The sequence below is a fragment of the Microlunatus speluncae genome (genome assembly GCF_009299835.1).
Lineage (GTDB): Bacteria > Actinomycetota > Actinomycetes > Propionibacteriales > Propionibacteriaceae > Microlunatus > Microlunatus speluncae.
In genome coordinates, this window is the sequence record NZ_VKCZ01000010.1 from 58982 (window position 1) to 85145 (window position 26164).

Genomic DNA, 26164 nt, shown 5'->3' on the forward strand with positions numbered 1-26164 from the left:
GGACAGACTATCTTGACATCAAGACACTTTGCGAGGGGTCATCAGGAGAGCCAGCAACACCGGGAACTCCAGGTAGGCGTGATAGCTGGCCAGCGCGCCGTAAAGGGCCTTGCCGGTGAAGTAGTCGGAGAGGAACAGCACGGCCAGGAACGCGCCGCCGGCCGCGCCGATGGCCCAGGTACGCCAGCCACGCAGCCACGGCACCCGGGAGTCGAAGGCCGCGGCGGCGTCCGGCGCGAACCGGGGCAAGAAGCCGACCCAGACCACGTAGTGCATGGTCTGCAGGAAGGCGAACACGACCAGCAACCGCAGCCCGACCATGATCGACACGTCCGGCGGCGCGCTGGCCGCGATCACCTGCCGGCCGTCGCCGACGAACGCGGCCACCACGCCCGGGTCGTTGTTGATCACCAGATCGGCGGCGCCGGCCAGGATCAGCCCGGGCAGCACGATGATCCAGAGCACCTGTGACGCCCGGAAGAAGCTGCGCGCCGCCGGCCGGGGGAGGCGCCGGGCCCACTCCCAGAGGAACACCAGCGGCACCAGGTTGTGCAGGTGGGTGAGCATCACGAAGTGGTACGCGGGCCAGCCGAACGATCCGACCGCGGCCATCGCCAGGACCAGCAGGGCAACCGCCAGTCGCCAGCCACGGAGCCCGTACCAGCAGCCGACGCCGAGGACCAGATAGCCGAGCCCGACCTCGGCGTACTTGGCGATCACCGGCAGATAGCCGGCCAGCAGCCGGCAGGCGACGATGCCGCTGATCAAGATCAACAGCAGGATCAGGAACCGGCCGGTCAGGATCGCGGCGAACCGGCCGGCCACGTAGCGGAGCTCCAGCACGTTGTGCAGCACGCCGAACGCGATCAACCCGAGCACGGTCACCGACAGCGGCGCTCGGACCGCCAGGGTCAGCGCGCCCGCCGCGGCCAGCACCATCAGACCGGCCAGCAGAAATCCGTTCGGGGCCCGCCCGGCGGGCGCCTCCGGCGAGCCGGCGTCCGGCACACTGTGGGACAGAGCGGGGGACCCGAGAAAGGGGACGGCCGTGGACTGGGAGTCGGTGCTGGCCTGGTGGGGCTGGTTCCTGCCCGCGTTCGTGCTGACCTTCCTCATCGAACTGCCCGCCTACCTGCTCGGCTGGGCATCACTGGGCTGGCTGCGCCGGGGTGCCCGGGCCGCGTTGCGACCGGTGCCGGCGATCGGCCTGGTGTTCCTGCTGAACCTGATCACCCATCCGCTGCTGTGGCTGGCGAGCGGGGCGGCGCCGGGCCTGCTGGTGATCTTCGAGCTCGCCGTCGTGGCCGTCGAGGGTCTGGTCGTCGCCCTGTTGATCCGGCGGCGACTCGGGCCGCAGCGCCCGGGCAGCCGGGCCCGGCCGGAGTGGGCCTGGCTGGTGTCGCTGGGCGCGAACGCGCTCTCGGTGCTGGCCGGCATGGTGGTGTTGCGGCTGATCATGGATCTGCTCGCCGGCTCGGCCTGATCACCGGCGGCGGAGGTAACGGACCAGCAGCAGGGCCACGACGGCGGCGATCACCGCGAGCACGATGATGATCACGATCGGACCGAGTTGGACCTGGGGCTGCGGTGCGACGTCCAGGGGGATGAGGTTCATCGGACCATCATCGCCGGGTGGTCAGGATGCGGCGAGGAAGACGCGCAGGGTGGACAGGAACGCTTCCGGCTGCTCCGAGTGCACCCAGTGGCCGGCGTTCTTGATCACCACCTTGCGCACCGCCGGGAAGAGCGCGCGCATCGGCTCCCGATCGGCATCGGTGATGTAGTCCGACCGTTCCCCGGCCAGCCAGAGCACCGGCCCACGGTAGGGCGGCTCCGACGGGGTGGGCCAGGAGCCGACCTGGTCGAGCCGGTCGCCGAGCACGTGCAGGTTCATCTGCCAGCGCCAGGCGTCGCCGTCCCGGCGCAGATTCTGCAGCAGGAAGCCGCGGATCACCGGATCGGAGACGTACGGTTCCAGCCCGCGATCGGCCGCGGCGCGATCCGGCAGCCGGTCGAGGTCGAGCGAGCGCATGCCGCGGACGTACTGGGCGAACGGGCTTTCGCCGTCCAGCCGCACCGGCGCGGGGGAGACGTCGACGACGCAGAGCCGGCGCACCAGGTCCGGATGCCGCAGCGCCAGCATCATCGCGATCTTGCCGCCCATCGAGTGCCCGACGACGGTGACGGGCTCGTCGCCGGTGAGGCCGGCGATCCGGTCGGCGACCTGGTCGGCGAGATCGGGATAGCCGATCCGGTCGGTCCACGGGGACCGGCCGTGGTTCGGCATGTCGAGCAGCAGGCAGCGATGATCACCGGCGAGCGCCCTGGCCACCGAGGTCCAGTTCTTGCCCTGGCCGAACAGGCCGTGACAGAAGACGACCGGCGGTCCGTTCGCGCCGACGACGAGGGCGTTCAGTTCCGCGGTCATCGGCGTCGCCGCCAGCAGCTGGTGTGCCAGTGCCGCCGGGCCTCCAGCGGCGACTCGGCGAGCCAGCCGGCATCGTCCGGCCAGACCACCAGATGCGCGGTGCCGGGCGGGATCAGCTGATCACAGCCGGGGCAGCGGTAGGGCTTGGTCGCCTGGCCGCCGGCGATCGTCCGGACGATCCACCGGCCGTCGCCCTTGTGTTCGGCCTGCGCATGCTGGCTGCTCAGCGGCCGGGCCGGTCGCAGATGTTTGCTGGGTCGTCGGGCCATGGTCAAACGCCGGGCGAAGCAGGCTTGGGAAGGGTGGACGACCGCACCTCTGAAGTCTGCCAGACCGGCCGCCGCCGGCCGGGACCGTGTCGACCGCAGTCCTATACTCCGGCACCATGCGACGACTCCTGCTCGTTGTGCTGCTGGCCACGGTCCTGGCCGTGGCTGGTTGCTCCGGCCCACCACAACCGGTGCCGACCTCGCCGCCGCCGCTGCCGAACGACGTCCTGGTGCAGCTCGACGATGACCTGACGGAGGCGGGCCGGGACGCGATCGAGGAGCGACTGCAGACGGCCCCCGGAGTCGGCCCGGTGACCTTCGCGACCCGGGAGCAGAACTACCAGCGGTTCCGTGAGCTCTACCGGGACCGGCCGGACCTGCTCGAGGGCGTCAGCCCCGACGACATGGCGGACACGTTCCGGGCCCGGTTCTTCGATCGGGCCGAGGCCGACTCGGCGGCCGCGGCGGTCCGCGAACTCGCCGGCGTGGCGGAGGCGTCCGTCCTGAGCCTGCCCACTCCGACGGCGACGCCGAGCTGATCCCGGCCCGGCGCCGGGATGATCATGCGGCCACGGCGGTGCGTCTGCGTCGGCAGGCGTCCCCGCCGGTACGGTGTCCGGGTGCGTTTGGTGATTGCGCGGTGCCAGGTCGACTACGCGGGCCGGTTGACGGCCCATCTGCCGATGGCCACCCGGCTGATCTTGGTCAAAGCGGACGGCTCGGTGTCCATCCACGCCGACGACCGGGCCTACAAGCCGCTGAACTGGATGAGTCCGCCGTGCAGTCTGACCGAACTCCCCGGCACGTCCGCGGACGACGGGGACGAGGCGGTGCCGGGCCTGGAGTCGCTGGCGGCGATCTGGGAGGTGAAGAGCGGCGACGGCGAGACCCTGCGGATCGCGCTGGCCGAGGTGCTGCACGACTCCAGTCATGAGCTGGGCGTGGATCCCGGGCTGCAGAAGGACGGGGTGGAGGCCCACCTGCAGGCACTGCTGGCGGAACACCCGGAGACCTTCGGTGCGGGGTGGACCCTGGTCCGGCGGGAATACCCGACGGCGATCGGGCCGGTCGACCTGCTCTGCCGCGATGCCGACGGCGGTTACGTCGCGGTCGAGGTCAAGCGCCGCGGGGAGATCGACGGGGTCGAGCAGTTGACCCGCTATCTCGAGTTGCTCCGCCGGGACCCACTGCTGGGCGATGTCCGCGGCGTGTTCGCAGCGCAGTTGATCAAGCCCCAGGCCAAGGTCGTCGCCACCGATCGTGGCATCGGCTGCGTCACCGTCGACTACGACCTGCTGCGCGGCCTGGACGACCCGACCGAGCGGCTCTTCTGAGCCGCCGCCCCCGGACAGACTTGATCCGCCCGGCCCCAGGGGTGAACCCGGGGCCGGACGGATCAAAGGGTCAGAAGTTGACCGGGCTCACGACAGGTCCGCCGTCTTGGACTCCGAACGCTCCAAGTCGGTGAAGTCGAGCTCGGGCACCTCAGGCAGCTTCTCGGCCGTCTCCAGCGCGAGGGCGCTGAGCGAGGCCAGCTGGCTGAGCATCTCCTGCTTGCGGCGGCCGAGCAGCTCGTACTCGCTCCGCATCTGACGCTTCCGCCAGGCGAACTCCTGCCGGGCGCGCTCGTCGATCGTTGCGGCCTGGTGCTGAGCCTGGGCGACCAGCTGGTCGGCCTCGGCCACGGCCGCGACCTTGATCTGCTCCGCCTCGGACAGCGAGTCGGACCGGATCTTGGCGGCGTTCTCGGCCTCGGCAGCCAGGTGCTCCGACGAGGCGCGGTGGTGCTCGGTGGCTTCGGAGAGCAGCTTCGAGAGCTTCGACTCCGACTCCTGCTGGGTGGTGCGCAGCTCGGTCAGCAGATTGTCGCGCTCACCGGCGACCTCCTGCCGCAGATCCGCGACCTCCTTCTCGGCCGAGGCGACGATGGACTTCGCCTTGATCTCCGAGGACTGCACCAGGGCGCGCGACTTGCGATCGGCCTCGGTGGTCACCGCTTCGGCCTGCAACCGGGCGGCCGTCATCAGCTGCTCGGTCTCGCCGCGGGTCTTGCTCAACAGCTTGTCCGCGTCGGACGCGGCCTGCTGCCGCAACCGCTCGATCTCCGCGGTCCCGGACGCCTTCAGCTCGGCGCGCTCCTCGGCCGCATGCTGATTCAGCATCTCGATCTCGGCCCGAGCCTTCTGCAGGGAATCCTCGGACTCCTGGGTGGCCCGCTCGGTGACGTCCTTGGCCTGCTCCTCGGCAATGCGCAGGATGTCACCGGCGCGACCGCCGAGGTTGGTGAAGTTGGCCTCCCCGCCGCGCGAGGTCTCGTCCAGCGCCTTGCGGAGCTGGCCGTTCTCCTCGGTGAGGTCGGTGACCTGCTGGCTGAGCCGATCGGAAGATCCGGACAGTTCCTCGATCTTGGCCTGCAGCTTCTCTAGCTGACTCGACACCGCCGCCGGGTCGTATCCCTTGCGCACGAGCGGGAACTGCGGGGTAGTGGTGGTTTGGGCGAATGCACTCACTCGAATCCTCGGGGCTTGTGGTTCCTAAATGGACGTACGCCAAAGTGGCGCTAATTTCCCCGAGCCCGCCTTATGCTACGGAGCCTTCGCCGATCTGACGAGTCTCTGCGGCCTTTTTCTTGCGATTTCGTCTCGATTCGGCCGACGTTGGCCCGGAATCGGTACGAAAAGCCCCTCCCGACGCCGGTGGGCTGTCGGTGGACCTGCTGAGCGGGTGGGGAAACCTGGGTGGGGAAGTCGGTGGGGGTGTGGCTGTGGGTCAGGACGTGTCGAGCCGCGGCTGGGCGACCTCGTGCAGCAGCAACAGGATTGCGGCCGCCGTCGGCACCGCGATCAACGCTCCGACCACGCCGAGCAGCGTACCGCCGACGAGCGCCGCGATCACCACCAACGCGCCGGGCACGTTCACCGACCGTTTCATCACCCGCGGCTGCAGCACGTAGCTCTCGAACTGCAGATAGATCAAGTAGTAGATCACCGCGGCGATCCCGCTGATCGGCGACTGGACGAACGCGATCACGCAGACGATCACGGCGGCGATCGGCGCCCCGACCATCGGGATGAAGTCGAACAGCGCGACCAGCACGGCCAGCGCCAGCGCGAAGTTGCGCAGCTCGGGCACCCAGATGCCGACGATCCAGAGGAAGACGAAGGAGCTGATCCCGGCGCAACTGACGACGACGAACAGTCCCGACAGGTACGAGCCGATCCGGTCCGACACCATGTCGCCGAGCTCGGCCACCCGGTCCCGCTTCGACGCCGGGGCGAGCCGGTAGATGCCGGCCTTGATCGCCGGCAGCGAGGCCAGGAACCACAGCGTCAAGATCAACAACGTGAAGCCGGAGAACACCGCGCCGACCACGATCTGACCGGCGCCGAGGATGCCGCCGAAGAGCTGGTTGATCCAGGCCCCGGAGCTGAGGAACTGGGTCAGGTTGGAGATCAACTGGAACTGCGCGTCGAAGGCGGCGATCTGCGGATTCCGCAACAGGTCGCTCAAGATCGTCGGAGCCTGGACGACCAGGTTGGTCAACTGCTGGGTGAAGACCGGCACGATCGCGAAGCCGGCCAGGCCGAGCACGATCAACAGCCCGACGACCACGATCAGGACGGCCACCCAGCGCCGCTGCACCCGGCGGCGGAGCAGCTCGACGATCGGGTTCAGGCCGAGGGCGATGAACATCGCCACCACGATCAAGATCAACACCGACCGCGCCTGGAGCACGATGTTGGCCAGCGCGAACGCGATCAGCGCCCCGAGCGTGCCGGAGAAGCCGATCCAGAACGGCGGCATCTGGAACAGGAACCGGCGTTGCGGTTCGGCGATCGGGTCGGGCCCGACCGACGCCTCGGCCGTCACGGAAGCCGAAGCCGCCGCCGGCGCGTCAGCGGAGGCTGGACGCCGGGGCGGTTTCGATGGTTCGGCAGGCGGTGAGTCGTCGGTATCAGCCACGGTACGGTTGCGGCGACTGGCCGCTCCCGCCTGTCTGTTCGGGGTAGGCGCCCGCACCCGGCTGGGACTGCTGCGGCAGATGCTCGGTGCCCGCGGGCCGCGCCGGCGGCGGGGCGAGCACGGTGTGATCACCCTGGTGACCACCACCCTGCGGCGCCTGGCCACCCTGCTGCCCACCCTGGGGCCGGTTCTGCGGTCCACCCTGCGGCCGGCCCTGCTGGCCACCCTGATAGCCGCCACCCTGCTGGCCGCCCTGCGGACCGCGTTGCTGTCCACCCTGCTGACCGTGCTGCTGCGGCCGGCCCGGCTGCTGGCCGCCCTGCGGCGCGCCGCCCGGACGTCCCTGCTGGCCCTGCTGGCCCGAGTTGTTGCCGTTCGCCGGCTCGGATCCGGAGCTGGCCGATCGGGCCCGCTCCTCCCGGATCAGCGTGCTCTCACCCTCCGGCCGGCTGGGCGAGGTGGCCGATCCGGCGGACTGCTCCGGAGAGGCGGCCGGCGAACCCGCCGATGCGGCCGGGGCGGACGAAGCCGAACCCGTGGCGGAGGCCGGCGAGCCGGCCGGGGCGTCATCGCGGATCGCTGCCTGGACCAGCGTGGTCTCGGTGTCGAGCTCCTGCCTCCGACCCGGGCCCGCCGGGTCGGAACCGGACCGGTCCGCCGGTGTCTCGGCCACGGAACCGTCGATGGTGTTGTCGTCGTCCTCGTGACCCGCCTCGCCGGGCAGCGACGGCGGCAGGTTCGACGGCCGCAGCAGCGTGGTGTCGCCGTGCTCGGCCTCGAATCCCTCGAGCTCCTCCAGGTCCGGGAACGTCTGCGCTGTCTGCTCCGCCAGGGCGGACAGGCTGGCCAACTGGTTCAGCACGGCCTGCTTGCGCTGGCCGAGCAGGTCGGTCTCCCGCTTCAACTGCTGTTTCCGCCAGGAGAACTCCTGCTGGGTGCGCTCGTTGATCGCCGCGGCCTGCTTCTTCGCCGCCTCGATCCGCTCCTCGGCGTTGGCGACGGCCTCCACCCGGAGCCGCTCGGCCTCGGCCAGGGCCGCGGACCGGATCCGTTCCGCCTCGCGGATGTCCTTCTCCAGCCGGGCCGTGGCCTCCTTGTTGTGCTCGGTGGCCTCGGCGAGCAGCGACGTGGTCTTGCCGACGTGCTCCTCGTGGGTGCTCTTCAGCTGGTTGATCGCGGCTTCCCGCTCGGTCGCGATCTGCTGCCGGGTCTCGGCCACCTCGCGCTCGGCCTGACGGCGCAGCGTCTCGGTGTCCAGATACGCCTTCTGCCGGACGGTCTGCGCCTCCTGGTCGGCCTGGCGCCGATGCGCCTCGGCCTCCCGGCGGGCGGCGGCGACGATGTTGGCGGCCTCGGCGGCGGCCTTGTCGACCTGCGACTTGGCTTCCTCCCGGCCCCGGGTCCGCAACTGCTCGATCTCCGACTTGCCGGTGGTCTTGAGATTGCTGCCCTCGCGGGCGGCGGTCTGCCGGATCCCGTCCGCCTCGCGCCGGGCCACCTCACGGATCCGGTCGGCGTCGATGCCGGCGCGATCGACCATCTCGCGCGACTGCTCTTCGGCCAGCCGCAGGATGTCGGTCGCCCGCCCGCCGAGGTTGGCGTAGTCGACGTTGTCCGCAGCCGGCCGGTTGTTCGCCTCGGACAGCTGGTCGCCCATCGCCGCGACCTGATCCTCGAGGTCCCGAGCCTGACGACGCGCGTTGACGACGGTCGCTTCGAGCGTGCGTACGTAATCGTCGACCGCGGTCCGGTCGTAGCCGCGAATGGCAGATGGAAAGTTGCCGACCGCACTAGCCGTATCGTCGAACAGATTCAGGCCGGTTTCTTCCGAGGCCACATCGGATCCTCTCCGTGCATGCTGATGTGGGGCGCCCAAATGTCCCGCGGACACAAGTGCGTGACCATTACCGTAGCCTCATCGGCGGTCACGCCCAAGACGACCGGCGGCCGCGCCGTCCGTTCAGTTCTGTCCGACGGGCTGCACGAGCTCGATCAACACCCCGCCGGTGTCCCGCGGATGAACAAAGTTGATCAAGGAATCGGCGGTGCCGCGGCGGGGCAGGTCGTAGAGCAGCCGCAGTCCCGCGGTGCGCAGCCGATCGCCGGCGGTACGCGCGTCGGTGACCCGCAGGGCCAGGTGTTGCAGCCCCGGCCCGGCCCGGTCGAGGAACTTGGCGATCGGCGAGTCGTCACCGAGCGGCGCCAGCAACTGCAGCTGGGTGGAGTCGGGCCGGCCGGCGGGCGCGAGCATCACCTCGGTCACCCGCTGCTCCGTATTGTCCTCGCGATGCCGCAGCTCGAGGCCCAGCGTGTCGCGATAGAAGGCGATCCCCGCCTCGAGATCCGGTACGGCGATCCCGACATGGTCGACGGCCAGCAGCAGGTCCGCGATCGGACCGCGGGGGAGAGAATTGCCCGACATGGCGACAACAGTGCCAGACTGAATCTCGGCAGAGCCTTGGGGCTACAGCGGAGTCGGGCGGGAGGCCGGTCGTGGGTTCGGTGATCGTTGGCGGGGCACGTACACCGATCGGGCGCCTGCTCGGCGGACTGCGGGATCAGCCCGCGACGGCACTCGGCGGGCACGCGATCGCCGCCGCGCTGCGGCGGGCCGGCGTCGAGCCGGCCCTCGTCGACTCGGTGATCTTCGGCCAGGTGCTGCAGGCCGGGGTCGGCCAGATCGGGGCCCGGCAGGCGGCCGTCGCCGGCGGCATCGCGATGGACGTGCCGGCCCTGACCGTCAACAAGGTCTGCCTGTCCGGGCTGAACGCGATCGCGTTGGCCGACCTGATGATCAGATCCGGCGAGAGCAAGGTGGTGGTCGCCGGTGGCATGGAGTCGATGTCTCGTGCCCCGCACCTGCTGCCGACGTCGCGGACCGGCGTGAAGTACGGCTCCGCGACCCTGCTCGACCACATGGCGCACGACGGGCTGTGGGACGCGTTCACCGACCAGGCCATGGGTGCGCTGACCGAGTCCTGCAACACGGGCTCGGCCCTGGTCAGCCGGGCCGATCAGGACGCGTTCGCGGCGCGGTCCCATCAGCGGGCGCTGACCGCGACGAAGTCCGGCGTGCTGGCCGAGGAGATCGCCCCGTTCGAGGTGCCGCAGCGCCGTGGCGCGCCGGCCCTGATCGCGGCCGACGAGGGGATCCGCGAGGGCGTGACGGCGGAGTCCCTGGCCGCGTTGCCGCCGGCCTTCGGGGCCGACGGGACGATCACCGCCGGCAGTTCGAGCCAGATCTCCGACGGTGCCGCCGCGGTGGTCGTCGCCGATGCCGAGCTGGCCCGACAGCACGGCTGGCGGGTGCTGGCCGAGATCGGCGCGTACGGGCAGGTGGCCGGGCCCGACTCCTCCTTACAACTGCAGCCGGCGAACGCGATCCGCCGCGCCTGCGACCGGCAGGGCATCGACCCGGCCACGCTGGATCTGATGGAGATCAACGAGGCCTTCGCCGCGGTCGCCGTGGCCAGCGCCCGCGACCTCGGGCTGACCGACTCCCGGATCGAGGAGCGGCTCAACGTCAACGGCGGTGCGATCGCGCTGGGCCATCCGATCGGTGCCTCCGGCGCCCGGCTGGTGCTGCATCTGATGCTGGAGCTGGCCCGCCGCGGCGGCGGCACCGGCGCCGCCGGACTCTGCGGTGGCGGCGGCCAGGGCGACGCCCTGCTGCTCACGGTCCCCGGGTGATCGATCCGGGGACCATCCTGGAGCGGCTGCGGAGCGGCGACCGGCGGTTGCTGGCGCGGATCTTGTCGGCCGTCGAGGACGGCGATCCGGAGCTGCCGCGGCTGGCCGCGGCGTTGGCCCCGGCCACCGGGCACGCGTACGTGATCGGGCTGACCGGGCCGCCCGGGGTCGGCAAGTCGTCGGTCACCACCGAGCTGATCGGCGCACTGCGGGACCGCGGTGACCGGGTCGGCGTGCTGGCCGTTGACCCGTCGTCGCCGTTCTCCGGCGGCGCGCTGCTCGGCGACCGGGTCCGGATGCAACGCCATGCGCTCGACCCGGACGTGTTCATCCGGTCGATGGCCAGCCGCGGTCACCTCGGCGGGCTCTCGGCCGCGGCCCCGCAGGCGCTGCGGGCCTACGACGCCGCGGGCTACGACACCGTGCTGGTCGAGACGGTCGGGGTCGGCCAGTCCGAGGTCGAGGTGGCCGAGATCGCCGATGTCTGCCTGGTCCTGCTGGCACCGGGGATGGGCGACGGAGTGCAGGCGGCCAAGGCCGGCGTGCTGGAGATCGGCGACATCTTCGTGGTCAACAAGGCCGATCGGGACGGCGCTCAGGCGGTCACCCGGGAGTTGCGGTCGATGATCGCCTTGGCCGAGCCCGGACCGGACGACTGGAAGCCGCCGATCGTGCGGACTGTCGCGACCTCGGGTGCGGGAACCGCGGAGTTGCTCGGTGAGCTGGACCGGTTCCGGGCCGAGGCGGAGCGCACCGGCCGTTGGTCCGGGCATCGGTTGCGGCGGGCCGCGGCCGAGGTGTCGGCCCTGGCCCTGGCGACTTTGCGGGGCCGGTTGGGCCGGCCGGGCGATGACGGATCGGACCGATTGTCGGAACTGGCGGCTAGCGTACGAGACGGAAGACTGGACCCGTACGCTGCGGCGGATAAACTGTTGGCTGCGCGGAAGTGACCGACGCTGGGTGCGGCCAGGCAGGCGTGTCCGAGGCGGTCTCGGCGGCAGGAAAGTCGGCGCGGCAGGGCTGCGTTTCGGGGCGACTGAGGTAACAATGGGTGGGGACCATGTCCTGAAATGAGTGGGACCCCGCGTCGACGCAAAGGTGTTGGTCTGTATGAAGTGGATCAAGCGAATTCTGCTGGTCATGGTCGTCGCGTTCGTCGCGTTCTACCTGATCGGCCGGCCGAACGATGCGGCCTCGGCGGTGCGGGGCGGGATCGATGCCGTGGCCAACGCGGTGAACTCCTTCTTCACGTTCTTCAGCGCACTCGCCGGGTGACTTAGTGTTCGGAGCCCTCAGTCGGCTGATCGACCCGCACGTCGAGCGATACCTGCTGGTTGCCGACGGGGAGCAGATCGTCGACGAAGTTCGGCGGCACTGGATGGCGGTGGCCTTTCCGGTGGTGCGGGTGCTGATCGCCGTCATCCTGGCCTGCATCTCCATCTTCACCGGGCCGATGGTCGGTGCCTTACTGATGATCGTGGCGCTGGTGATCGCGGTCCAGGCGGGCTGGCGGATCCTCTGTGCCCACATGGACCGGTTCGTGATCACCACGATGCGGGTGTTCCGGGTGCACGGTGTGTTCACGCAGAACCGGGCCACCATGCCGATGGCCCGAATCCTGGACATCACGGTGGAGAAACCGGTGATCGGCCGGATCTTCGGCTACGGACATCTCGTCTTCGAGTCGGCGGCCCAGGACCAGGGACTGCGGGACATCCGGTGGGTGGGACGTCCGGACGAGCGGGACGCTACGATCCAAACCGTGATCCAGCGGTCCGGTCTGCGGGCCAGCATGCAGACGAGCACGGAGGACGAGACGTGACCCAGGCTCCGAAGGCCGCTCCGGCCGGCGATGATCGCCGGGCCGGCGCGGACGAGGATCCCGGGGCCCACAGTCCGAGCGGGCCGGCGCACCCCGAGCTCGCCGGGCGGCCCCGGTTGGTCGCCGCACCGGTCCCGGACGGCGACCGCGGGGACCGGCACCGGCTGCCCTTCGATCCGATCAAGGCCGCGGCCGATCAGTGGTCGCGGCGTTGGGACGAGACGCACCGGATGCGCGCCGTCACGTCGTTGATGCGGGTGCACCAGTTGGTGCTGACCGAGTTGGACGAGTTGCTGCGACCGCTGAACCTGACCTTCGCCCGGTACGAGGTGCTGGTGCTGTTGGCCTTCTCCCGGCGCGGCGCGTTGCCGCTGGGCAAGATCGGCGAGCGGCTGCAGGTGCACGCCACTTCCGTCACGCCGCTGGTGAAGCGGCTGGAGAACTCGGGCTTCATCACCCGGAACCGGCATCCGGAGGACGGCCGGGCCGTGCTGGCCGCGATCACCCCGGCGGGTCGGGACGTGCTGCAGCGGGCCACCGACGCGATCGTCGGGGCGCGGTTCGCCCTCGGCGCGATGTCGGAGTCCGAGTGTGACCAACTGACCGAGCTGCTGACGTCGCCGCGCGCGGCGGCCGGAGATTTCTGAGGCGCCATGCCGCGGATGATTGCGGTTGCCGACTCCGATTCGTACCTGAAATGGACGCACGCCACGACCAGCCGGATGCCGGCCGGCTGGATCTGCGAGACGGTCGTCGTTCGTAATCCGGCCCAGCCGTCGGCCAAGCAGATCTCGACGGTGACCGATCAGCCGGTCGCGGTGATGTCCCGCCGGGAGCTGATCGCCAAGATCGCCTACGAGCACCCCGACGCGTTGCTGCTCGGCTGCACCGGGCCGACCGTCGGTCAGCTGTCGGCGCAGCGCAGCCTGTCGGAATCCCGCCGCCGCCCGGTGTTGATCACCGGGCTGCCGGGGATCAGCATCCCGCCGAGCGCCCGGGCGGTGCGCTACCGGGCCGGCTGCGACCTGATGATCGTGCACTCCCGGCGGGAGCGGCGCGAGTTCAGCGTGCTGGCGCAGACCATGGCCCCCGGCCTCCGGGTGGCGCTGACCCGGCTGCCGTTCCTGGTCGACGCCGAGCCGTCGGCCGAGCCCGTCGACGAGGCGGCGGCCGAGGGCCCGGTGATCTTCGCCGGGCAGGCGATCGTGCCGCAGAAGGCGGAGCAGCGGCGGCGGATCCTGCGGGCGCTGGCCGAGGTGCCGGGCGAGGTCCGCCCGGTGGTCAAGCTCCGGGCGGCCGCCGGCGAGCAGCAGACCCACAACGAACAGTTCCCGTATCCGACCTTGTGGAAGCAGTTGGTCAAGTCCGGCCAGCTGGCGAAGGGCCGGGTGAAGTTCAACCAGGGGTCGATGCGGGCCGCGCTGGAGCAGGCCGGCGGGCTGGTCACCGTCTCCTCGACGGCGGCGCTGGAGGCGATGGCCGCCGGGGTCGGGGTGTTGATCTTGAACGACTTCGGCGTCAACCACGCCATGATCAACATCGTCTACGCCGAGTCGGGTTGCCTGGGCACGCTGGACGACCTGGTGCGGGGCGACTTCCGGACGCCGAACAAGGAATGGCTGATGGAGAACTACTTCCATCCCGAGGCCGAGTCCGACTGGCTGGACCGGCTGGACGACCTGCTGGCCATCCGCGAACTGCACGGCCTGGCCCAGTCGGTGTCTATGCCGGTCGGTTCCCGTTCGTCCCGGCTGAAGCGGCGGCTCCGGCTGGAACTGCCTGCCCGGACCTGGCCGGTGATCCGCCGGGTGCGCCGGCTGGCCCGCGTCCGGCACCGTCGCCGCTGATCAGTTCGTCGTTGATGAGGTCGTGCATCGCCCGGCCGGCCAGGATCCGGTCGCACAGCTCGCGAACCGCTCCGTTGCCGCCGGAGCGGTTCAAGATCACCCTCGCCGCCGCCCGGACCTGTGGGTGCGCGTCGGCGACCGCGGCCGGCCAGCCGACCAGGGACATCGGACCTAGATCGTTGACGTCGTTGCCGAGATAGACGACGTCGCGGCTGTCGATGCCGTGCTCGGCCAGCCAGGTCGTCAGAGCGCCGATCTTGTCGTCGATGCCCTGCAGGTGTTCCACGCCGAGCTTGGCCGCCCGCGCCGCGACCACCGGATTGCGCTCCTTGGACAAGATCAGGAACGGTAGGCCGATCCGGCGCAATTCGGCCACTCCGTAGCCGTCGCTGCGGCTGACCCGGACGGTCTCGTGGCCGTCCTGGTCGACGTAGGCGGTGTCAGCGGTGTGGACGCCGTCGAAGTCGGTGATCAACGCCCGCACGCCGACCAGCTCCGTGGTCGGCGGATCGACCAGACTGGCCAGCGACTCGGCCATGATCAACTCCTGCGGGGTGTCGATCTCCATCGCGGTCAGCTCCGGCACCTCGACCACCTGGGTGCGGCCGAAGAAGCGGTGCTGGTGGGCGCGGAAGCCGGACACCCGCATGATGTAGAACGCGCCGGTCTCCCGGAAGTCCGGGCGCCGGTCCTGGCGCCGCGGCCGGACCGCGGCGTCGTGGTTCTGGCCGACCATCGCGCCGCCGCCGGGCCGCCCCGCCGGCTCGCCGTCGCGCCAGATGAAGTCGTAGGTGGCGACGCCGGAGAACGCGCTGTCGCAGACGTCGTCCAGCACCAGCGAGACGCCGTCGTCGAGGTCCTCGGGCTGGATGAACGGGCTGGTGCACTGGACGAAGACCAGCACCTCGGGCGCGTGGCCCGTGGCCGAGAGCTCCTCGATCGCGTGCAGCAGCGCCGACTCCGAGCTGGCCAGGTCGCCGGCGATGGTCGGCGGCCGCTCGATCACCTGGGCCCCGGCCGCCCGGCTGATCTCGGCGATCTCCGGGTCGTCGGTGCTGACGAAGACGGCGTCGATCAACCGGGACCGCCGGCAGGCGGTGACCGCGCGGGCGACCAGCGGAACGCCGCCGACGCGGCGCAGGTTCTTGCCCGGCACCCCCTTGGAACCGCCACGGGCGGGGATGATCGCGACGACTCGCGGCGTCGCGGATTCCGGGTTCTCGATCATCGAGGTGTCGGCCACGTGCCGGGACGCTAGGAGAGTTAACCGTCGCGACGGTTAACTCCGAGTGGCTGTCGTACGAACGGTGGGTGGCGGAGCGACCGGCCGGGTCGGTGGTGGAATTTAGTAGGGCGTCCTAGTATCCGATCATGAGCACAGCGGAGCAGCGTCCCGGATACCAGCGTTGGCGGGAGGCCTACGCCGAGGCCGAGCGCGCCGGCCGGGTGCGCGACGCCGACTTCAGCACCCTGTCCGGGGCCGAGGTCGATCCGGTGTACGGGCCCGAGGACGAGGCCGGCGACGACCGGCTGGACCGGATCGGCTGGCCGGGGGAGTTCCCGTACACCCGCGGGCTGTATCCGACCGGCTATCGCGGCCGGCCGTGGACGATCCGTCAGTTCGCCGGTTTCGGCACGGCCCGGCAGACCAACGAGCGGTACAAGATGATCTTGGCCCGGGGCGGCGGCGGGCTGAGTGTGGCCTTCGACATGCCGACCCTGATGGGCCGCGACTCCGACGAGCCGGAGAGTCTCGGCGAGGTCGGCCACTGCGGCGTGGCGATCGACTCCGCCGCCGACCTCGAGGTGCTGTTCGACGGGATCGACCTCGGTGCGGTGACGACGTCGATGACGATCTCCGGGCCGGCCGTGCCGATCTTCTGCATGTATGTGGTCGCCGCGGAGCGGCAGGGGGTCGACCCGGCGGTGCTGGACGGCACGCTGCAGACCGACATCTTCAAGGAGTACATCGCGCAGAAGGAGTGGCTGTTCTCGCCGGAGCCACATCTGCGGCTGATCGGCGATCTGCTCGAATACACCTCGGCCGGGATGCCGGCGTACAAGCCGCTCAGCGTGTCCGGCTACCACATCCGGGAGGCCGGCTCGACGGCCGTGCAGGAGCTGGCGTTCACGCTGGCCGACGGCTTCGGCTACGTCGAGCTCGGGCTGTCCCGCGGTCTCGACATCGACCTGTTCGCGCCGGGCCTGAGCTTCTTCTTCGACGCCCACCTGGACTTCTTCGAGGAGATCGCGAAGTTCCGCGCCGCCCGCCGGATCTGGGCCCGCTGGCTGCGCGACCGCTACGGCGCGACGACGGCCAAGGCCCAGTGGCTGCGGTTCCACACCCAGACCGCCGGGGTGTCGCTGACTGCGCAGCAGCCGTACAACAACGTGGTCCGGACCGCCGTCGAGGCGCTGGCCGCGGTGCTCGGCGGGACCAACTCGCTGCACACCAACGCGCTGGACGAGACGCTGGCGCTGCCGACCGAGCAGTCGGCCGAGATCGCGCTGCGGACCCAGCAGGTGCTGGCCGAGGAGATCGGGGTCACCAACGTGGTCGACCCGCTCGGCGGCTCCTGGTACGTCGAGGCGCTGACCGACCGGATGGAGGCCGAGGCCGAGCAGATCTTCGAGCGGATCATCGAGCTCGGCCGCGGGCCCAAGGATCACCCGATCGGCGCCGTCACCGCCGGGCTGCTGCGGGGCATCGAGGACGGCTGGTTCACCGGCGAGATCGCCGAGTCGTCGTTCCAGTACCAGTCCGCGGTGGAGAAGGGGGACAAGAAGATCGTCGGTGTGAACAGCCACCTCGAATCCGTGACCGGTGCCGTGGACGTGCTCCGCGTCGGCCACGAGGTGGAGGAACAGCAGCGGCTGGTGCTGGCCCAACGCCGCGCCGCCCGCGACGCCGCCCGGGTGACCGAGACCCTGGCCGAGCTGAAGCGACAGGCCGCCGGCACCGGCAACCTGATCGAGCCCATGCTCGCCGCCGCCCGTGCCGAGGCCACCCTGGGCGAGATCTGCGGCGTGCTGCGCGAGGTCTGGGGCAGCTACTCCGAGCCCGCCCGCTTCTGATCGGCATCGTTCCCTGAGCCTGTCGAAGGGCCAGCCAGGTTCGCCAGTTGCCGGATAGCACGACCGTGCTAGATTATGGCCATGGCGAAGGGTGATGAGACTCGTCGACTGATCCTTCGGCGCGGCGTGGAGACCGCGTACCGGATCGGTCTCGGTGGGCTGACCATCGGCAGCCTGGCGACGATCACCGGGCTGTCGAAGAGCGGCCTGTATGCGCACTTCCGGTCCAAGGAAGCGCTGCAGTTGGCCGTGCTGGACGAGGCTCGGACCGACTTCATCGCGACCGTGGTCCGGCCGGCACTGACCTCACCACGGGGGATCCCACGGCTCCGCGTCCTGTTCGAGCACTGGTCGACGTGGGGCAGCGAGGGCCGGCCCGGGTGCTGCCTGTTCGTCAAGGCGGCCAACGAGTTCGACCAGCAGGAAGGGATCGTCCGGGACGAGCTGGTGCAGGCGCACCGCGACCTCCAGGACACCATCGCCCAGATCGCCCGGACCGCGATCGCCGAGGGGCATTTCGGATCCGGGGTCGATCCCGAGCAGATCGCCACCGACCTGTACGGCATCATGCTCGCCCTCTACCTCGGTGCCCAACTGCTCGCCGATCCGGCCGCCCGGCCGCGCGCCGACCACGCCTTCGAACGTCTACTCGCCGACGCCGCGCCGCCGGCGTAACCAATCCAGGAAGTGAGTCAGGACCATGACCGCAGCATCACCAGAAAAAAGCACGATCGTACGAATAAAGGACCCGGCCCGGCTTCGGGTGATCCGGAAGGCACTGCGGTTGGGGGAACGGGTGGCGCCCCGGGCCGCGGGTCGCTTCGCGTTGCGGCTCTGGTGCACACCGCCGAGTGACGCCGGCCGGAAGCAGGACAACCGCCCGGGGCCCGGCGTGGAGTCCGAGGTGACTCCGACGCCGGGACACCGGATCCGGGTCGAGACCTGGTCGCCGCCCGGCTCGCCCGACGGAGCCGAGGCCGCCCCGACGATCTATCTGGTGCACGGGTGGGGCGGCTGGCGCGGGCAACTGGGGGCCTTCGTCGAGCCGCTGCTGGCGGCCGGCTTCCGGGTGATCGGCTTCGACGCGCCGGCCCACGGGGGGTCCGGCCCGGGGCAGCTGGGGCGGAACCAGGCCAGCGCGATCGAGTTCGCCGAGGCGCTCCGGGCGGTGATCGCGGAGCACGGCCCGGCGGCGGGAATCATCGCCCACTCCCTCGGCAGTGCCACCACCGTGCTCGCGCTGCGTGACGGCCTCTCGGCCGACCGGCTGGTGCTGATCGCGCCGAACTCCGATCCGATGCTGGTCGTCGACCGGTTCCGGCAGCAGCTCGGGCTCGGACGGCGTTCCGCGGTCTCGTTCCTGGTCCAGCTGCACCGGCTGGCCGGCCGGCCGCTGACCGATCTGAACGGGCTGACCGTGCCGGCCTGGGTGCCGCGGCCGCCGACCTTGATCATTCACGACCGCGACGACCGGGAGACCCCCTTCGTCGAGGGTCGCCGGTTTGCCGAGCAGTGGCCGGCCACGGAACTGATCGGCACCGAAGGCCTGGGGCATCACCGGATCCTGCGCGATCCCGCGGTCGTCGCGGCCGCCGTCGGCTTCCTGCGTCCGGACCTCGCCGGCCCGGAGTCGCGGGATGATCAAGGGTCGGGGCGGTCGTCGCGACTCGAGCGCACGGCCCGGACAATGCAGTAGGTGAGGATCGCGAGCCCGAGCAGGACGACCGCGACGTCGTAGGCGGCCGCCGGTTTGGTCCGGCCGGTGCAGGCGGCCGTTGCGATCCCGCCCGCCGGCGGGTCGTTGCACTGTCCGACGGATCCGGCCGCCAGCAGGCCGACCGTCATGACCTCGGCCAGCAGCGCCCCCGCGATCCAGCGGCCGGCGCTGCCCATGCAGTGATCGTACGACCGAAGTGCCGGCTCCGAGCTGGCTGACCCTTCGCGGGTTGGTGCACTGGCGAATACTCGCCAACGCGTCGCGGGGTCGGGGCAGCCGCGTGGAAGCATGGCGGGCGATCCGAATCTCAGCTGCAGGAGGAAATCGTGCTTCGACGCCTTACCGCGGCGGGGGTGGCGGCGGCCACCGTGCTCGCCGCGTCGCTGGTCACCGCGGCCCCCGCCCAGGCCCAGCCGACCGAGCCGCCGGCCCGTACCGAGTCAGCGACCAAGATCGCGACGGGCCTGCGGGCGATCGTCGATCTGTCCGCGCAGCGGGTGCTGGTCGGCGATCTGGTCGCCGCCTCGAAGTACGGCACGGACAAGCCGATCGACGATCCGGCGCGGGAGCAGGTGGTGCTCGACGCGGCCGCCGACCTGGCCCGTGAATACGGTGCCGACCCGGCGGAGGTGGTGGCGATCTTCAAGGATCAGATCGAGGCCAGCAAGGTGGTCCAGCGCGGCCTGTTCCGCTACTGGGACGCCCATCCGGACCGGGCACCGACCGAACGGCCGGACCTGAACGTGATCCGGGAGGAGATCAACCGGCTCAACGTCGGCATCGTCTCCTCGATCGCCCGCGCCGAGGCCGAACGCGGTTCCCTGCTCTGCGGCGTCGGCCTGCTGCTGGCCGACCTGCGGGTCAGCCACGAGCGCGACCTGGATGCCCTGCACGCTCGGGCCCTGGCCCGCTCGGTGGACTCCGTCTGCGGCTGATCGCCGATCACCCGGCCGGCGTCCAGGCGTGCGCGGCCAGGGAGTCGTCGACCGGCGCTTTGGTCAGCCGGTTCGCCAGCGTGGACATCGTGTAGGCCCCGATCCCGAGCACCACTTCGAGTGCCTGCTGCGCGGTGAAGCCGGCGGCCACGAAGGCGTCCAGGGCTTCGTCCGGCACGTCGCCCGCGGTCTCCAGCACGGTGATCGTGAACTCCCGCAGGGCGGCCAGCCGGCCGTCCGGCAGCGGCTCGTCGGTGCGCAGGGCGGTGACCAGGGCCGGGTCCGCGCCGAGCTGGACCAGCTTGGCCGTGTGCATGGCCACGCAGAGGTGGCAGCGGTTGCGGGTCGCCATCGTCATGATCAAGGTTTCGCGCGCCAGCGGATCCAGGCTGGTGGCCTCGAACATCCCGCTGAGCTGGAGGAATCCGTTCAGGAGTTGGGGGGCGGTGGCGAACCGGGCCACCGCGGCCGGCAGGTAGCCGAGATGTTTCTCGGTCGCGGCCATGCTGCGACGGGCGGCTTCGGGTGCGGTTTCGGTCGTGTGATCGGCGAACATGCGGATCCCCTAAGATAGACAACGTGATTGACCAAACCGTAAATCAAGTTGTCTAGTTTGACAATGAGGACCATGAACCCCGGCTACGAGCTGCCGCTGCTGCTGTTCGGCGGCTTCCGCACGCTGATCGACCGGTTGCACGAGGAGCTGGCCCGGCAGGGACATCCGGAGGCGCGGCCGTCCCACGGGTTCGCCCTGCAGGCGATCGGGACCGGTGGGGTGACCGCGTCGGAGCTGGGGCGGCGGCTCGGAGTGTCCAAGCAGGCCGCCGGCAAGACGGTGGACCGGCTGGCGGGCCTCGGGTACGTCGAACGGGCGGCCGATGAATCCGACGCCCGGGCCAAGGTCGTCCGGCTCACCCCGCTCGGCCTCGACCTGCTGCGCCGCTCGGCGGTGATCTTCGACGAGTTGCGGGCGGAGTGGGCCGAGTCGCTGGGCGAGGACCGGGTGGCCGCACTGGAGTCGGCGCTGCGGGTGGTCGTCCCGTCCGGGCTCCGCGTCGACGCCGTGGGCTGGATGGCGGCGGACTGACCCCGGCCCGGGCCAGCGCGAAAACCGGTTCGTCGGCCCGGACCGGGAACATTAGGATGGCCGGAATGTGCGACCCGCGGATCGAGTTCCCGCCGGAACTCCCGATCAGCGACCGGGTCGACGAGATCGCCGCCGCCGTCCGCGATCACCAGGTCGTGGTCGTCGCGGGGGAGACCGGATCGGGCAAGACGACCCAGTTGCCGAAGATCTGCCTGCGGCTCGGCCGTCGGCAGATCGGGCACACCCAGCCGCGCCGGATCGCCGCCCGTACGGTCGCGGAACGGATCGCCGAAGAGCTTCAGGTCGAGCTCGGCGAACTGGTCGGCTACCAGGTCCGGTTCACCCGCAAGGCATCCAGGGACACCCGGATCAAGGTGATGACCGACGGCGTGCTGCTGGCCGAGATCGCCCATGATCGCCAACTGCGCAAGTACGACACGATCATCATCGACGAGGCGCACGAGCGCAGCCTCAACATCGACTTCCTGCTCGGCTACCTGAAGACGCTGCTGCCGAAGCGGCCGGAGCTGAAGGTGATCATCACCTCGGCGACCATCGACACCGAGCGGTTCGCCGCCCACTTCGCTGACGGACAAGGAAATCCGGCGCCGATCGTCGAGGTGTCCGGCCGCACCTATCCGGTCGAGGTCCGCTACCGGCCGCTGCTGGAGGACCCCGATGTCGACCAGTCGTCGGCCGTCGCCACCGCGGTCAAGGAACTGTCCGCCGAGGGCAGCGGCGACATCTTGATCTTCTTCTCCGGCGAGCGGGAGATCCGCGACGCGGCCGAGTCGATCAACGGGCTCGGGCTGCGGTTCACCGAGGTGCTGCCCTTGTACGCCAGGCTGTCGGCAGCCGAACAGCACAAGGTCTTCTCTTCCCACACCGGCCGCCGGATCGTGCTCGCCACCAACGTGGCGGAGACGTCGCTGACCGTGCCCGGGATCCGGTACGTGATCGACACCGGCCTGGCCCGGATCTCGCGCTATTCGGCCCGGACCAAGGTGCAGCGGCTGCCGATCGAGCCGATCTCCCGCGCCTCGGCCGATCAGCGGGCCGGCCGCTGCGGCCGGGTCGCGCCCGGCATCTGCATCCGGCTGTACGAGGAGGAGGACTACCTCGGCCGGCCGGAGTTCACCGAGCCCGAGATCCTGCGCACCAACCTGGCCTCGGTGATCTTGCAGCTGACCGCGGCCGACCTCGGCGAGATCCGCTCCTTCCCCTTCGTCGAACCGCCGGACGCGGCCCAGATCACCGACGGGATCCGGCTGCTGGACGAGCTGGGAGCCCTGTCCGGCAAGGGATCCCAGGACCGGCCGCGGCTGACCAAGATCGGCCGCCGGCTGGCCGCGGTGCCGCTGGACCCGCGGATGGGCCGGATGCTGCTGGCCGGCGAACGGTACGGCTGCCTGACCGAGATGTTGATCATCGTCGCTGGGCTGTCGATCCAGGATCCGCGGGAACGGCCGGCCGACGCGCAGGAGAAGGCGGCCGCGCTGCACCGCCGGTTCTGGGCCCCGCTGGAGACAGCGGCCGAGGACGCCGAGAACCAGCCGGACGGCAGCGACTTCGTGGCGTACCTGCGGCTCTGGGACTACCTCAAGGACCGGCAGAAAGAGCTGTCCGGCAACGCGTTCCGGCGGCTCTGCCGGGACGAGTATCTGCACTTCCTGCGGATCCGGGAATGGCAGGACCTGCACGGCCAGCTGCGCCAGATCGTCCGCGATCTCGACCTCGGTCGCAGCTCCGGCCCTGCCTCGGTCGACACGATCCACACCGCGGTGCTGTCCGGGCTGCTGTCCCACGTCGGCCTGGCCGAGCCGGACGTCAAGCCGTCCCGGGGCCAGCCCGAGCGCGGCCGAGCGCGCCGACAGCGCGGACCGCGGGAGTATCTCGGCGCCCGCGGCACCCGGTTCGCCATCAACCCCGGCTCCAGCGTGGCCAAGGTCCAGCCGCCGCTGGTGATGGCGGCCGAGATCGTCGAGACCACCCGGCTCTGGGCCCGGACCGTCGCGCCGATCACCGCCGAGCTGGTCGAGGAGGTCGGCGAGCACCTGCTCAAACGGAGCTACGCCGAGCCGCACTGGTCGGCCCGGGCCGGCTCGGTGGTCGCGGCCGAGACCGTCAGCCTGTACGGGATCCCGATCATCGCCGGCCGGCCGGTCGGCTACGGCAAGATCAATCCGATCGAGGCGCGGGAGATCTTCATCCGGTCGGCGCTGGTCGAGGGGGACTGGCGGACCCGGCACCGGTTCTTCGCCGACAACGCGGCGACCCGGGGCGAGGCCGAGGAACTGGAGGAGCGGACCCGGCGCCGCGACATCGTCGTCGACGACCAGGTGATCTTCGACTTCTACGACGCGCGGATCCCGGCCGAGGTCGTCTCCGGCGCGCACTTCGACCGCTGGTGGCGCGACGCCCAGTCCGAGACCCCGGAGCTGCTGACGCTCACCCTGACGGATCTGATCATGGACGACCGCGGCACCGATCCGGACGCGTTCCCGGACGTCTGGCCGGTGGGTGATCATGAATTCGCCGTCCGCTATCGCTTCGAGCCCGGTGCGGACCGGGACGGGGTGACGGTCGAGATCCCGCTGGCGCTGCTGAACCAGGCCGACCCGGCCCCGTTCAGCTGGCAGGTGCCCGGCGTCCGGGCCGAGCTGGCGACCGAGCTGCTCCGGTCACTGCCGAAGGCGGTACGGCGCACCCTGGTGCCGGCCCGGGAGTACGCCGACCGGGCGCTGGCCTGGCTCGACGTCCATCCCGACGAGCGCACCGGCTCCTTGACCGACGCGCTGGCGCGGGCCATTCGCGGCCTGACCGGCGAGTTGATCAAGCCCGGCGACTGGCGCACCGGCCCGGTGCCCGGTCACGTCGAGGTGACGTTCCTGATCATCGACGGTGACCGTACCGTGGCCGAGGGGAAGGAGCTGGCCGAGCTGCGGGATCGCCTGGTCGGCCAGGTGACCAAGACCCTGCGCCAGGCGGCGGCGGACCAGCTCAGCCCGCCGGCGACGACCTGGGCCTTCGGCGACATCCCGACCCGGCTGCAGGTCGGCGGCTCCGGCGCGGTCGGCTATCCGGCCCTGGCCGACGCCGGCGACGCCGTGGCGGTGACCGTGTTGGACACGCCGCTGCGGCAACGGCACAGCCACCGGTCCGGGCTGCGCCGGCTGGTGCTGCTGAACCTCCCCGACCAGACCCGCTGGGTGGTCGGCCAGCTGTCCAACGCCGACAAGCTGGCCCTCGGCGCCGGCCCGTACGCCGGGGTGCCGGACCTGTTGGTCGATGCCCGGCTGGCCGCGGTGGGGGAGCTGATCGATCGCCTGAACGGCGCCGACACCCGGACGCCGGCCGCCTTCCAGACCCTGTGCGACCTGGTCCGGGTCGACACCGCGGAGCTGACCCGGGACGTGGTCGCCGGCGCGGCGGAGAGCATCCGGCTCTGGCAGCAGGCCAGGGCCGGGCTGGACCGGGTCCGGCGGGTCAGCCCGGCCGCCGCGGACGACCTGACCGAGCAGCTGCAGAACCTGATCTTCGCCGGGTTCCTGGCCGCGACCCCGTACCGGCACCTGGTGCAACTGCCGCGCTACCTGCGGGCGGCCGGTCTGCGGATCGAGGGCGTGCTCGCGAACCCGGGCCGAGATGTTGCCGGGCTGGCGACCATCCTGGACTGCGAGGACGCCTACGCCGCGCTCTGCGCCGCCGCGCCGCCGGGCCCGCTGCCGGAGGAGATCGCCGAGATCGGCTGGCAGCTGGAGGAGCTCCGGGTCAGCCTGTTCGCCCAGCGGTTGGGCACCGCCGGCACGGTGTCGGCGAAGCGGATTCAGCGCGCGATCGAGCGCGCGGGCGACGCGTTGCGACAGCCGGTGAGCGGCTGATCGGCGACGGGCGGCCCACGGGTAGATTGGGCCGCATGATGGATCCACGGGAGCTGTACACCCTCACCGATGACGTGGTGGCCAAGCTCGCCGGGCACCGGCCGGTGCTGATCCATCAACTGGACGGTTTCGTCGACGCCGGCCAGGCCGGCCGGCTCTATTCGGCCCACCTGCTGGAGCAACTCGATCATGAGCTGCTGGCCGAGTTCGATCATGATCAACTGCACGACTACCGGAGCCGGCGGCCGGCGATGGTGTTCGACACCAACACCTGGAAGTCGTACGCCGACGTGGAGCTGAAGCTGTATCGGGTGATCGACGAGCAGGGTGAGGTCTTCCTGCTGCTGTCCGGCCCGGAGCCGGACGTGCAGTGGGAACGGCTGGCCGCGGCCGTGGTCGGACTGATCGACCAGTTCGACGTCCGGCTCACGGTGTCTCTGCACGGCATCCCGATGGCGGTGCCGCACACCCGGCCGATCACGATGACCGCCCACGCCACCGACCCGGAACTGGTCACCGGCTACCGCAGTTGGATCGACCGGGTCGAGGTGCCGGCCAGTTTCACCGGGCTGCTCGAGTTCCGGCTGGGGCAGCGGGACAAGAAGGCGATGGGCTTCGCCGCCCACGTGCCGCACTACCTGGCCCAGTCCGCCTTCCCCGGCGCCGCGGTCGCGCTGGCCCGGTCGGTGAACCAGGTGACCGGGCTCGCCGTGCCGACCGAGGAGCTGGAGACGGCTTCGGCATCGACGATGACCGACATCGCCGAGGAGGTCGCCGGCTCGACCGAGGTGCAGGAACTGGTCGCCAACCTCGAACAGCAGTACGACACCCTCACCGCCCAGGGCATCGACCAGGTGCCGACCGCGGACGAGATCGCCGCCGAGTTCGAGCGCTTCCTCGCCGAGCGGGACAAGAACTCCGAATAACCGCCGACCCGTCACATCCGCGGCCGTTTTGGCGGCGTGTCGCAGCAGTTGTGACGGGTCGATCGGGCCGTCTCAGGGCGCGTTGGTGAGCTCGGAGTCCGCCCGCGCGTCATAGGAGGTCCGGGCCGCGGCCACCTCGCTCTGATGGGTCTCGGTCCAGGTGACCAGGGCCTGGATGGTGTCGTGCAGCGACATCCCGAGCGGGGTCAGCTCGTAGTCCACCCGGGGTGGCACCACCGGATGCACGGTCCGCTTGACCAACCCGTCGCGCTCCAGCTGGCGCAGGGTGACCGTCAGCATCCGCTGGCTGACGCCGTCGATGGTGCGCTTCAGTTCGGTGAACCGCAGCGTCCGGCCGTCCAGCAGCGCGATCACCAGCAGCGACCACTTGTCGGCGATCCGATCGAGGATCTGCCGGACGTCGCAGTCCTCCCGGGTGTCCCACTGGAACGGGTCGCCGCACTCCTCGGTATCTCCGGCGTCACTCGGTGACTTCACAGTGCCTACTTCCACAAGTCCCAATA

The 26164-nt window shown here is 70.7% G+C and carries 27 protein-coding genes and 1 pseudogene; 16 read left to right on the plus strand and 12 right to left on the minus strand.

Translation table 11 applies throughout. The features are described 5' to 3' along the window. Positions 1 to 18: 18 nt before the first annotated feature. Positions 19 to 1008 (minus strand): hypothetical protein, encoded by a 990-nt coding sequence (locus FNH24_RS14020; RefSeq protein ID WP_152362817.1) that lies wholly within the window; start codon positions 1006 to 1008, stop codon positions 19 to 21. A gap of 40 nt (positions 1009 to 1048) precedes the next feature. Between FNH24_RS14020 and FNH24_RS14025 the strand changes: the two genes are divergently transcribed. Continuing rightward, positions 1049 to 1483 (plus strand): hypothetical protein, encoded by a 435-nt coding sequence (locus FNH24_RS14025; protein ID WP_152362818.1) that lies wholly within the window; start codon positions 1049 to 1051, stop codon positions 1481 to 1483. Here FNH24_RS14025 and FNH24_RS32450 read toward each other — a convergent pair whose 3' ends face one another. The 3 genes from FNH24_RS32450 to FNH24_RS14035 are packed head-to-tail and all read right to left on the minus strand — an operon-like array spanning position 1484 to position 2697. Beyond that, a complete protein-coding gene (locus FNH24_RS32450; protein ID WP_281351032.1) occupies positions 1484 to 1615 on the minus strand; it encodes a hypothetical protein in 132 nt (43 codons plus the stop codon). Between the two features lie 21 nt (positions 1616 to 1636). After that, positions 1637 to 2428, minus strand: coding sequence for an alpha/beta fold hydrolase (locus tag FNH24_RS14030; RefSeq protein ID WP_152362819.1), 792 nt, complete (start codon positions 2426 to 2428; stop codon positions 1637 to 1639). Beyond that, positions 2425 to 2697 carry a hypothetical protein gene (locus tag FNH24_RS14035; RefSeq protein ID WP_152362820.1) on the minus strand — a complete coding sequence of 91 codons (273 nt, stop codon included), beginning with the start codon at positions 2695 to 2697 and terminating at the stop codon, positions 2425 to 2427. Before FNH24_RS14035 ends, FNH24_RS14030 begins: the two co-directional genes overlap by 4 nt. Positions 2698 to 2813: 116 nt before the next feature. Between FNH24_RS14035 and FNH24_RS14040 the strand changes: the two genes are divergently transcribed. Next, positions 2814 to 3236, plus strand: coding sequence for a permease-like cell division protein FtsX (locus FNH24_RS14040; protein WP_152362821.1), 423 nt, complete (start codon positions 2814 to 2816; stop codon positions 3234 to 3236). An 81-nt stretch (positions 3237 to 3317) separates the two neighbouring features. Beyond that, positions 3318 to 4031 carry an endonuclease NucS gene (nucS, locus tag FNH24_RS14045; RefSeq protein WP_152362822.1) on the plus strand — a complete coding sequence of 238 codons (714 nt, stop codon included), beginning with the start codon at positions 3318 to 3320 and terminating at the stop codon, positions 4029 to 4031. 87 nt (positions 4032 to 4118) lie between these two features. Here nucS and FNH24_RS14050 read toward each other — a convergent pair whose 3' ends face one another. The 4 genes from FNH24_RS14050 to mce form a co-directional block, all read right to left on the minus strand. Further along, a complete protein-coding gene (locus tag FNH24_RS14050) occupies positions 4119 to 5135 on the minus strand; it encodes a coiled-coil domain-containing protein (RefSeq protein WP_152362823.1) in 1017 nt (338 codons plus the stop codon). A gap of 331 nt (positions 5136 to 5466) precedes the next feature. After that, entirely contained in the window at positions 5467 to 6567 is a 1101-nt protein-coding gene (locus FNH24_RS14055; RefSeq protein ID WP_152362824.1) for an AI-2E family transporter, read from the minus strand. Between the two features lie 85 nt (positions 6568 to 6652). Continuing rightward, complete coding sequence (locus FNH24_RS14060) at positions 6653 to 8497, minus strand: hypothetical protein (RefSeq protein WP_152362825.1); 1845 nt, start codon at positions 8495 to 8497, stop codon at positions 6653 to 6655. 123 nt (positions 8498 to 8620) lie between these two features. Then, positions 8621 to 9082 (minus strand): methylmalonyl-CoA epimerase, encoded by a 462-nt coding sequence (gene mce / locus FNH24_RS14065; protein ID WP_152362826.1) that lies wholly within the window; start codon positions 9080 to 9082, stop codon positions 8621 to 8623. Between the two features lie 71 nt (positions 9083 to 9153). On the opposite strand from mce, the gene FNH24_RS14070 reads away from it, so the two are divergent. The 6 genes and pseudogenes from FNH24_RS14070 to FNH24_RS32580 all read left to right on the plus strand — a co-directional run. Further along, a complete protein-coding gene (locus tag FNH24_RS14070; RefSeq protein ID WP_152362827.1) occupies positions 9154 to 10350 on the plus strand; it encodes an acetyl-CoA C-acyltransferase in 1197 nt (398 codons plus the stop codon). After that, positions 10347 to 11300, plus strand: a complete 954-nt coding sequence (gene meaB / locus FNH24_RS14075) for a methylmalonyl Co-A mutase-associated GTPase MeaB (protein WP_152362828.1) — start codon at positions 10347 to 10349, stop codon at positions 11298 to 11300. Before FNH24_RS14070 ends, meaB begins: the two co-directional genes overlap by 4 nt. A gap of 160 nt (positions 11301 to 11460) precedes the next feature. Further along, positions 11461 to 11625 (plus strand): hypothetical protein, encoded by a 165-nt coding sequence (locus FNH24_RS31715; RefSeq protein ID WP_170304501.1) that lies wholly within the window; start codon positions 11461 to 11463, stop codon positions 11623 to 11625. Between the two features lie 4 nt (positions 11626 to 11629). Next, complete coding sequence (locus tag FNH24_RS14080) at positions 11630 to 12172, plus strand: PH domain-containing protein (RefSeq protein ID WP_152362829.1); 543 nt, start codon at positions 11630 to 11632, stop codon at positions 12170 to 12172. Further along, positions 12169 to 12819, plus strand: coding sequence for a MarR family winged helix-turn-helix transcriptional regulator (locus FNH24_RS32235; RefSeq protein WP_246186890.1), 651 nt, complete (start codon positions 12169 to 12171; stop codon positions 12817 to 12819). Before FNH24_RS14080 ends, FNH24_RS32235 begins: the two co-directional genes overlap by 4 nt. A gap of 15 nt (positions 12820 to 12834) precedes the next feature. After that, positions 12835 to 13842, plus strand: a pseudogene (locus FNH24_RS32580) (DUF6716 putative glycosyltransferase); the annotation flags it as partial. A 52-nt stretch (positions 13843 to 13894) separates the two neighbouring features. On the opposite strand, the gene FNH24_RS14090 reads toward FNH24_RS32580, so the two are convergent. After that, on the minus strand, positions 13895 to 15262 hold the full coding sequence (locus FNH24_RS14090; protein WP_246186891.1) for an acylneuraminate cytidylyltransferase: 1368 nt from the start codon (positions 15260 to 15262) through the stop codon (positions 13895 to 13897). Between the two features lie 128 nt (positions 15263 to 15390). Between FNH24_RS14090 and icmA the strand changes: the two genes are divergently transcribed. The 3 genes from icmA (at position 15391) to FNH24_RS14105 (ending at position 18790) form a co-directional block, all read left to right on the plus strand. Further along, a complete protein-coding gene (gene icmA / locus FNH24_RS14095) occupies positions 15391 to 17094 on the plus strand; it encodes a coenzyme B12-dependent isobutyryl-CoA mutase large subunit (protein ID WP_152362830.1) in 1704 nt (567 codons plus the stop codon). An 81-nt stretch (positions 17095 to 17175) separates the two neighbouring features. Beyond that, the gene (locus FNH24_RS14100; protein WP_152362831.1) at positions 17176 to 17769 is read left to right on the plus strand and encodes a TetR/AcrR family transcriptional regulator; all 594 of its coding nucleotides are present in this window, start codon (positions 17176 to 17178) and stop codon (positions 17767 to 17769) included. A gap of 88 nt (positions 17770 to 17857) precedes the next feature. After that, the gene (locus FNH24_RS14105; RefSeq protein ID WP_161606131.1) at positions 17858 to 18790 is read left to right on the plus strand and encodes an alpha/beta fold hydrolase; all 933 of its coding nucleotides are present in this window, start codon (positions 17858 to 17860) and stop codon (positions 18788 to 18790) included. Here FNH24_RS14105 and FNH24_RS14110 read toward each other — a convergent pair. Then, positions 18736 to 18987 (minus strand): hypothetical protein, encoded by a 252-nt coding sequence (locus tag FNH24_RS14110; protein ID WP_152362833.1) that lies wholly within the window; start codon positions 18985 to 18987, stop codon positions 18736 to 18738. The two genes, FNH24_RS14105 and FNH24_RS14110, sit on opposite strands and share 55 nt — an antisense overlap. 150 nt (positions 18988 to 19137) lie before the next feature. On the opposite strand from FNH24_RS14110, the gene aroQ reads away from it, so the two are divergent. After that, entirely contained in the window at positions 19138 to 19746 is a 609-nt protein-coding gene (gene aroQ, locus FNH24_RS14115; RefSeq protein ID WP_217428218.1) for a gamma subclass chorismate mutase AroQ, read from the plus strand. Between the two features lie 7 nt (positions 19747 to 19753). On the opposite strand, the gene FNH24_RS14120 is transcribed toward aroQ, so the two are convergent. Further along, positions 19754 to 20302: a carboxymuconolactone decarboxylase family protein gene (locus tag FNH24_RS14120; RefSeq protein WP_152362834.1), complete on the minus strand. Its 549-nt coding sequence runs from the start codon at positions 20300 to 20302 to the stop codon at positions 19754 to 19756. A gap of 72 nt (positions 20303 to 20374) precedes the next feature. On the opposite strand from FNH24_RS14120, the gene FNH24_RS14125 reads away from it, so the two are divergent. From FNH24_RS14125 to FNH24_RS14135, 3 genes are all read left to right on the plus strand, one after another. After that, entirely contained in the window at positions 20375 to 20833 is a 459-nt protein-coding gene (locus FNH24_RS14125; RefSeq protein ID WP_152362835.1) for a MarR family winged helix-turn-helix transcriptional regulator, read from the plus strand. Positions 20834 to 20898: 65 nt separating this feature from the next. Continuing rightward, positions 20899 to 24714 (plus strand): ATP-dependent RNA helicase HrpA, encoded by a 3816-nt coding sequence (gene hrpA, locus FNH24_RS14130; protein WP_152362836.1) that lies wholly within the window; start codon positions 20899 to 20901, stop codon positions 24712 to 24714. 35 nt (positions 24715 to 24749) lie between these two features. After that, entirely contained in the window at positions 24750 to 25640 is an 891-nt protein-coding gene (locus FNH24_RS14135; protein ID WP_152362837.1) for a proteasome assembly chaperone family protein, read from the plus strand. A 72-nt stretch (positions 25641 to 25712) separates the two neighbouring features. Here the strand turns inward: FNH24_RS14135 and FNH24_RS14140 are convergent, their stop codons facing one another. Continuing rightward, entirely contained in the window at positions 25713 to 26138 is a 426-nt protein-coding gene (locus tag FNH24_RS14140; RefSeq protein WP_343031792.1) for a winged helix-turn-helix transcriptional regulator, read from the minus strand. Positions 26139 to 26164 lie beyond the last annotated feature (26 nt).

What these genes read in the sequence shown, in the direction of transcription:
- FNH24_RS32450 (WP_281351032.1), bottom strand. Translation starts at nt 1,615, where the DNA reads ATGAACCTCATCCCCCTGGACGTCGCACCGCAGCCCCAGGTCCAACTC.
- FNH24_RS14030 (WP_152362819.1), bottom strand. Translation starts at nt 2,428, where the DNA reads ATGACCGCGGAACTGAACGCCCTCGTCGTCGGCGCGAACGGACCGCCG.
- FNH24_RS14035 (WP_152362820.1), bottom strand. Translation starts at nt 2,697, where the DNA reads ATGGCCCGACGACCCAGCAAACATCTGCGACCGGCCCGGCCGCTGAGC.
- FNH24_RS14040 (WP_152362821.1), top strand. Translation starts at nt 2,814, where the DNA reads ATGCGACGACTCCTGCTCGTTGTGCTGCTGGCCACGGTCCTGGCCGTG.
- mce (WP_152362826.1), bottom strand. Translation starts at nt 9,082, where the DNA reads ATGTCGGGCAATTCTCTCCCCCGCGGTCCGATCGCGGACCTGCTGCTG.
- FNH24_RS31715 (WP_170304501.1), top strand. Translation starts at nt 11,461, where the DNA reads ATGAAGTGGATCAAGCGAATTCTGCTGGTCATGGTCGTCGCGTTCGTC.
- icmA (WP_152362830.1), top strand. Translation starts at nt 15,391, where the DNA reads ATGAGCACAGCGGAGCAGCGTCCCGGATACCAGCGTTGGCGGGAGGCC.
- FNH24_RS14100 (WP_152362831.1), top strand. Translation starts at nt 17,176, where the DNA reads ATGGCGAAGGGTGATGAGACTCGTCGACTGATCCTTCGGCGCGGCGTG.
- FNH24_RS14110 (WP_152362833.1), bottom strand. Translation starts at nt 18,987, where the DNA reads ATGGGCAGCGCCGGCCGCTGGATCGCGGGGGCGCTGCTGGCCGAGGTC.
- FNH24_RS14120 (WP_152362834.1), bottom strand. Translation starts at nt 20,302, where the DNA reads ATGTTCGCCGATCACACGACCGAAACCGCACCCGAAGCCGCCCGTCGC.
- FNH24_RS14125 (WP_152362835.1), top strand. Translation starts at nt 20,375, where the DNA reads ATGAACCCCGGCTACGAGCTGCCGCTGCTGCTGTTCGGCGGCTTCCGC.
- hrpA (WP_152362836.1), top strand. Translation starts at nt 20,899, where the DNA reads ATGTGCGACCCGCGGATCGAGTTCCCGCCGGAACTCCCGATCAGCGAC.
- FNH24_RS14135 (WP_152362837.1), top strand. Translation starts at nt 24,750, where the DNA reads ATGATGGATCCACGGGAGCTGTACACCCTCACCGATGACGTGGTGGCC.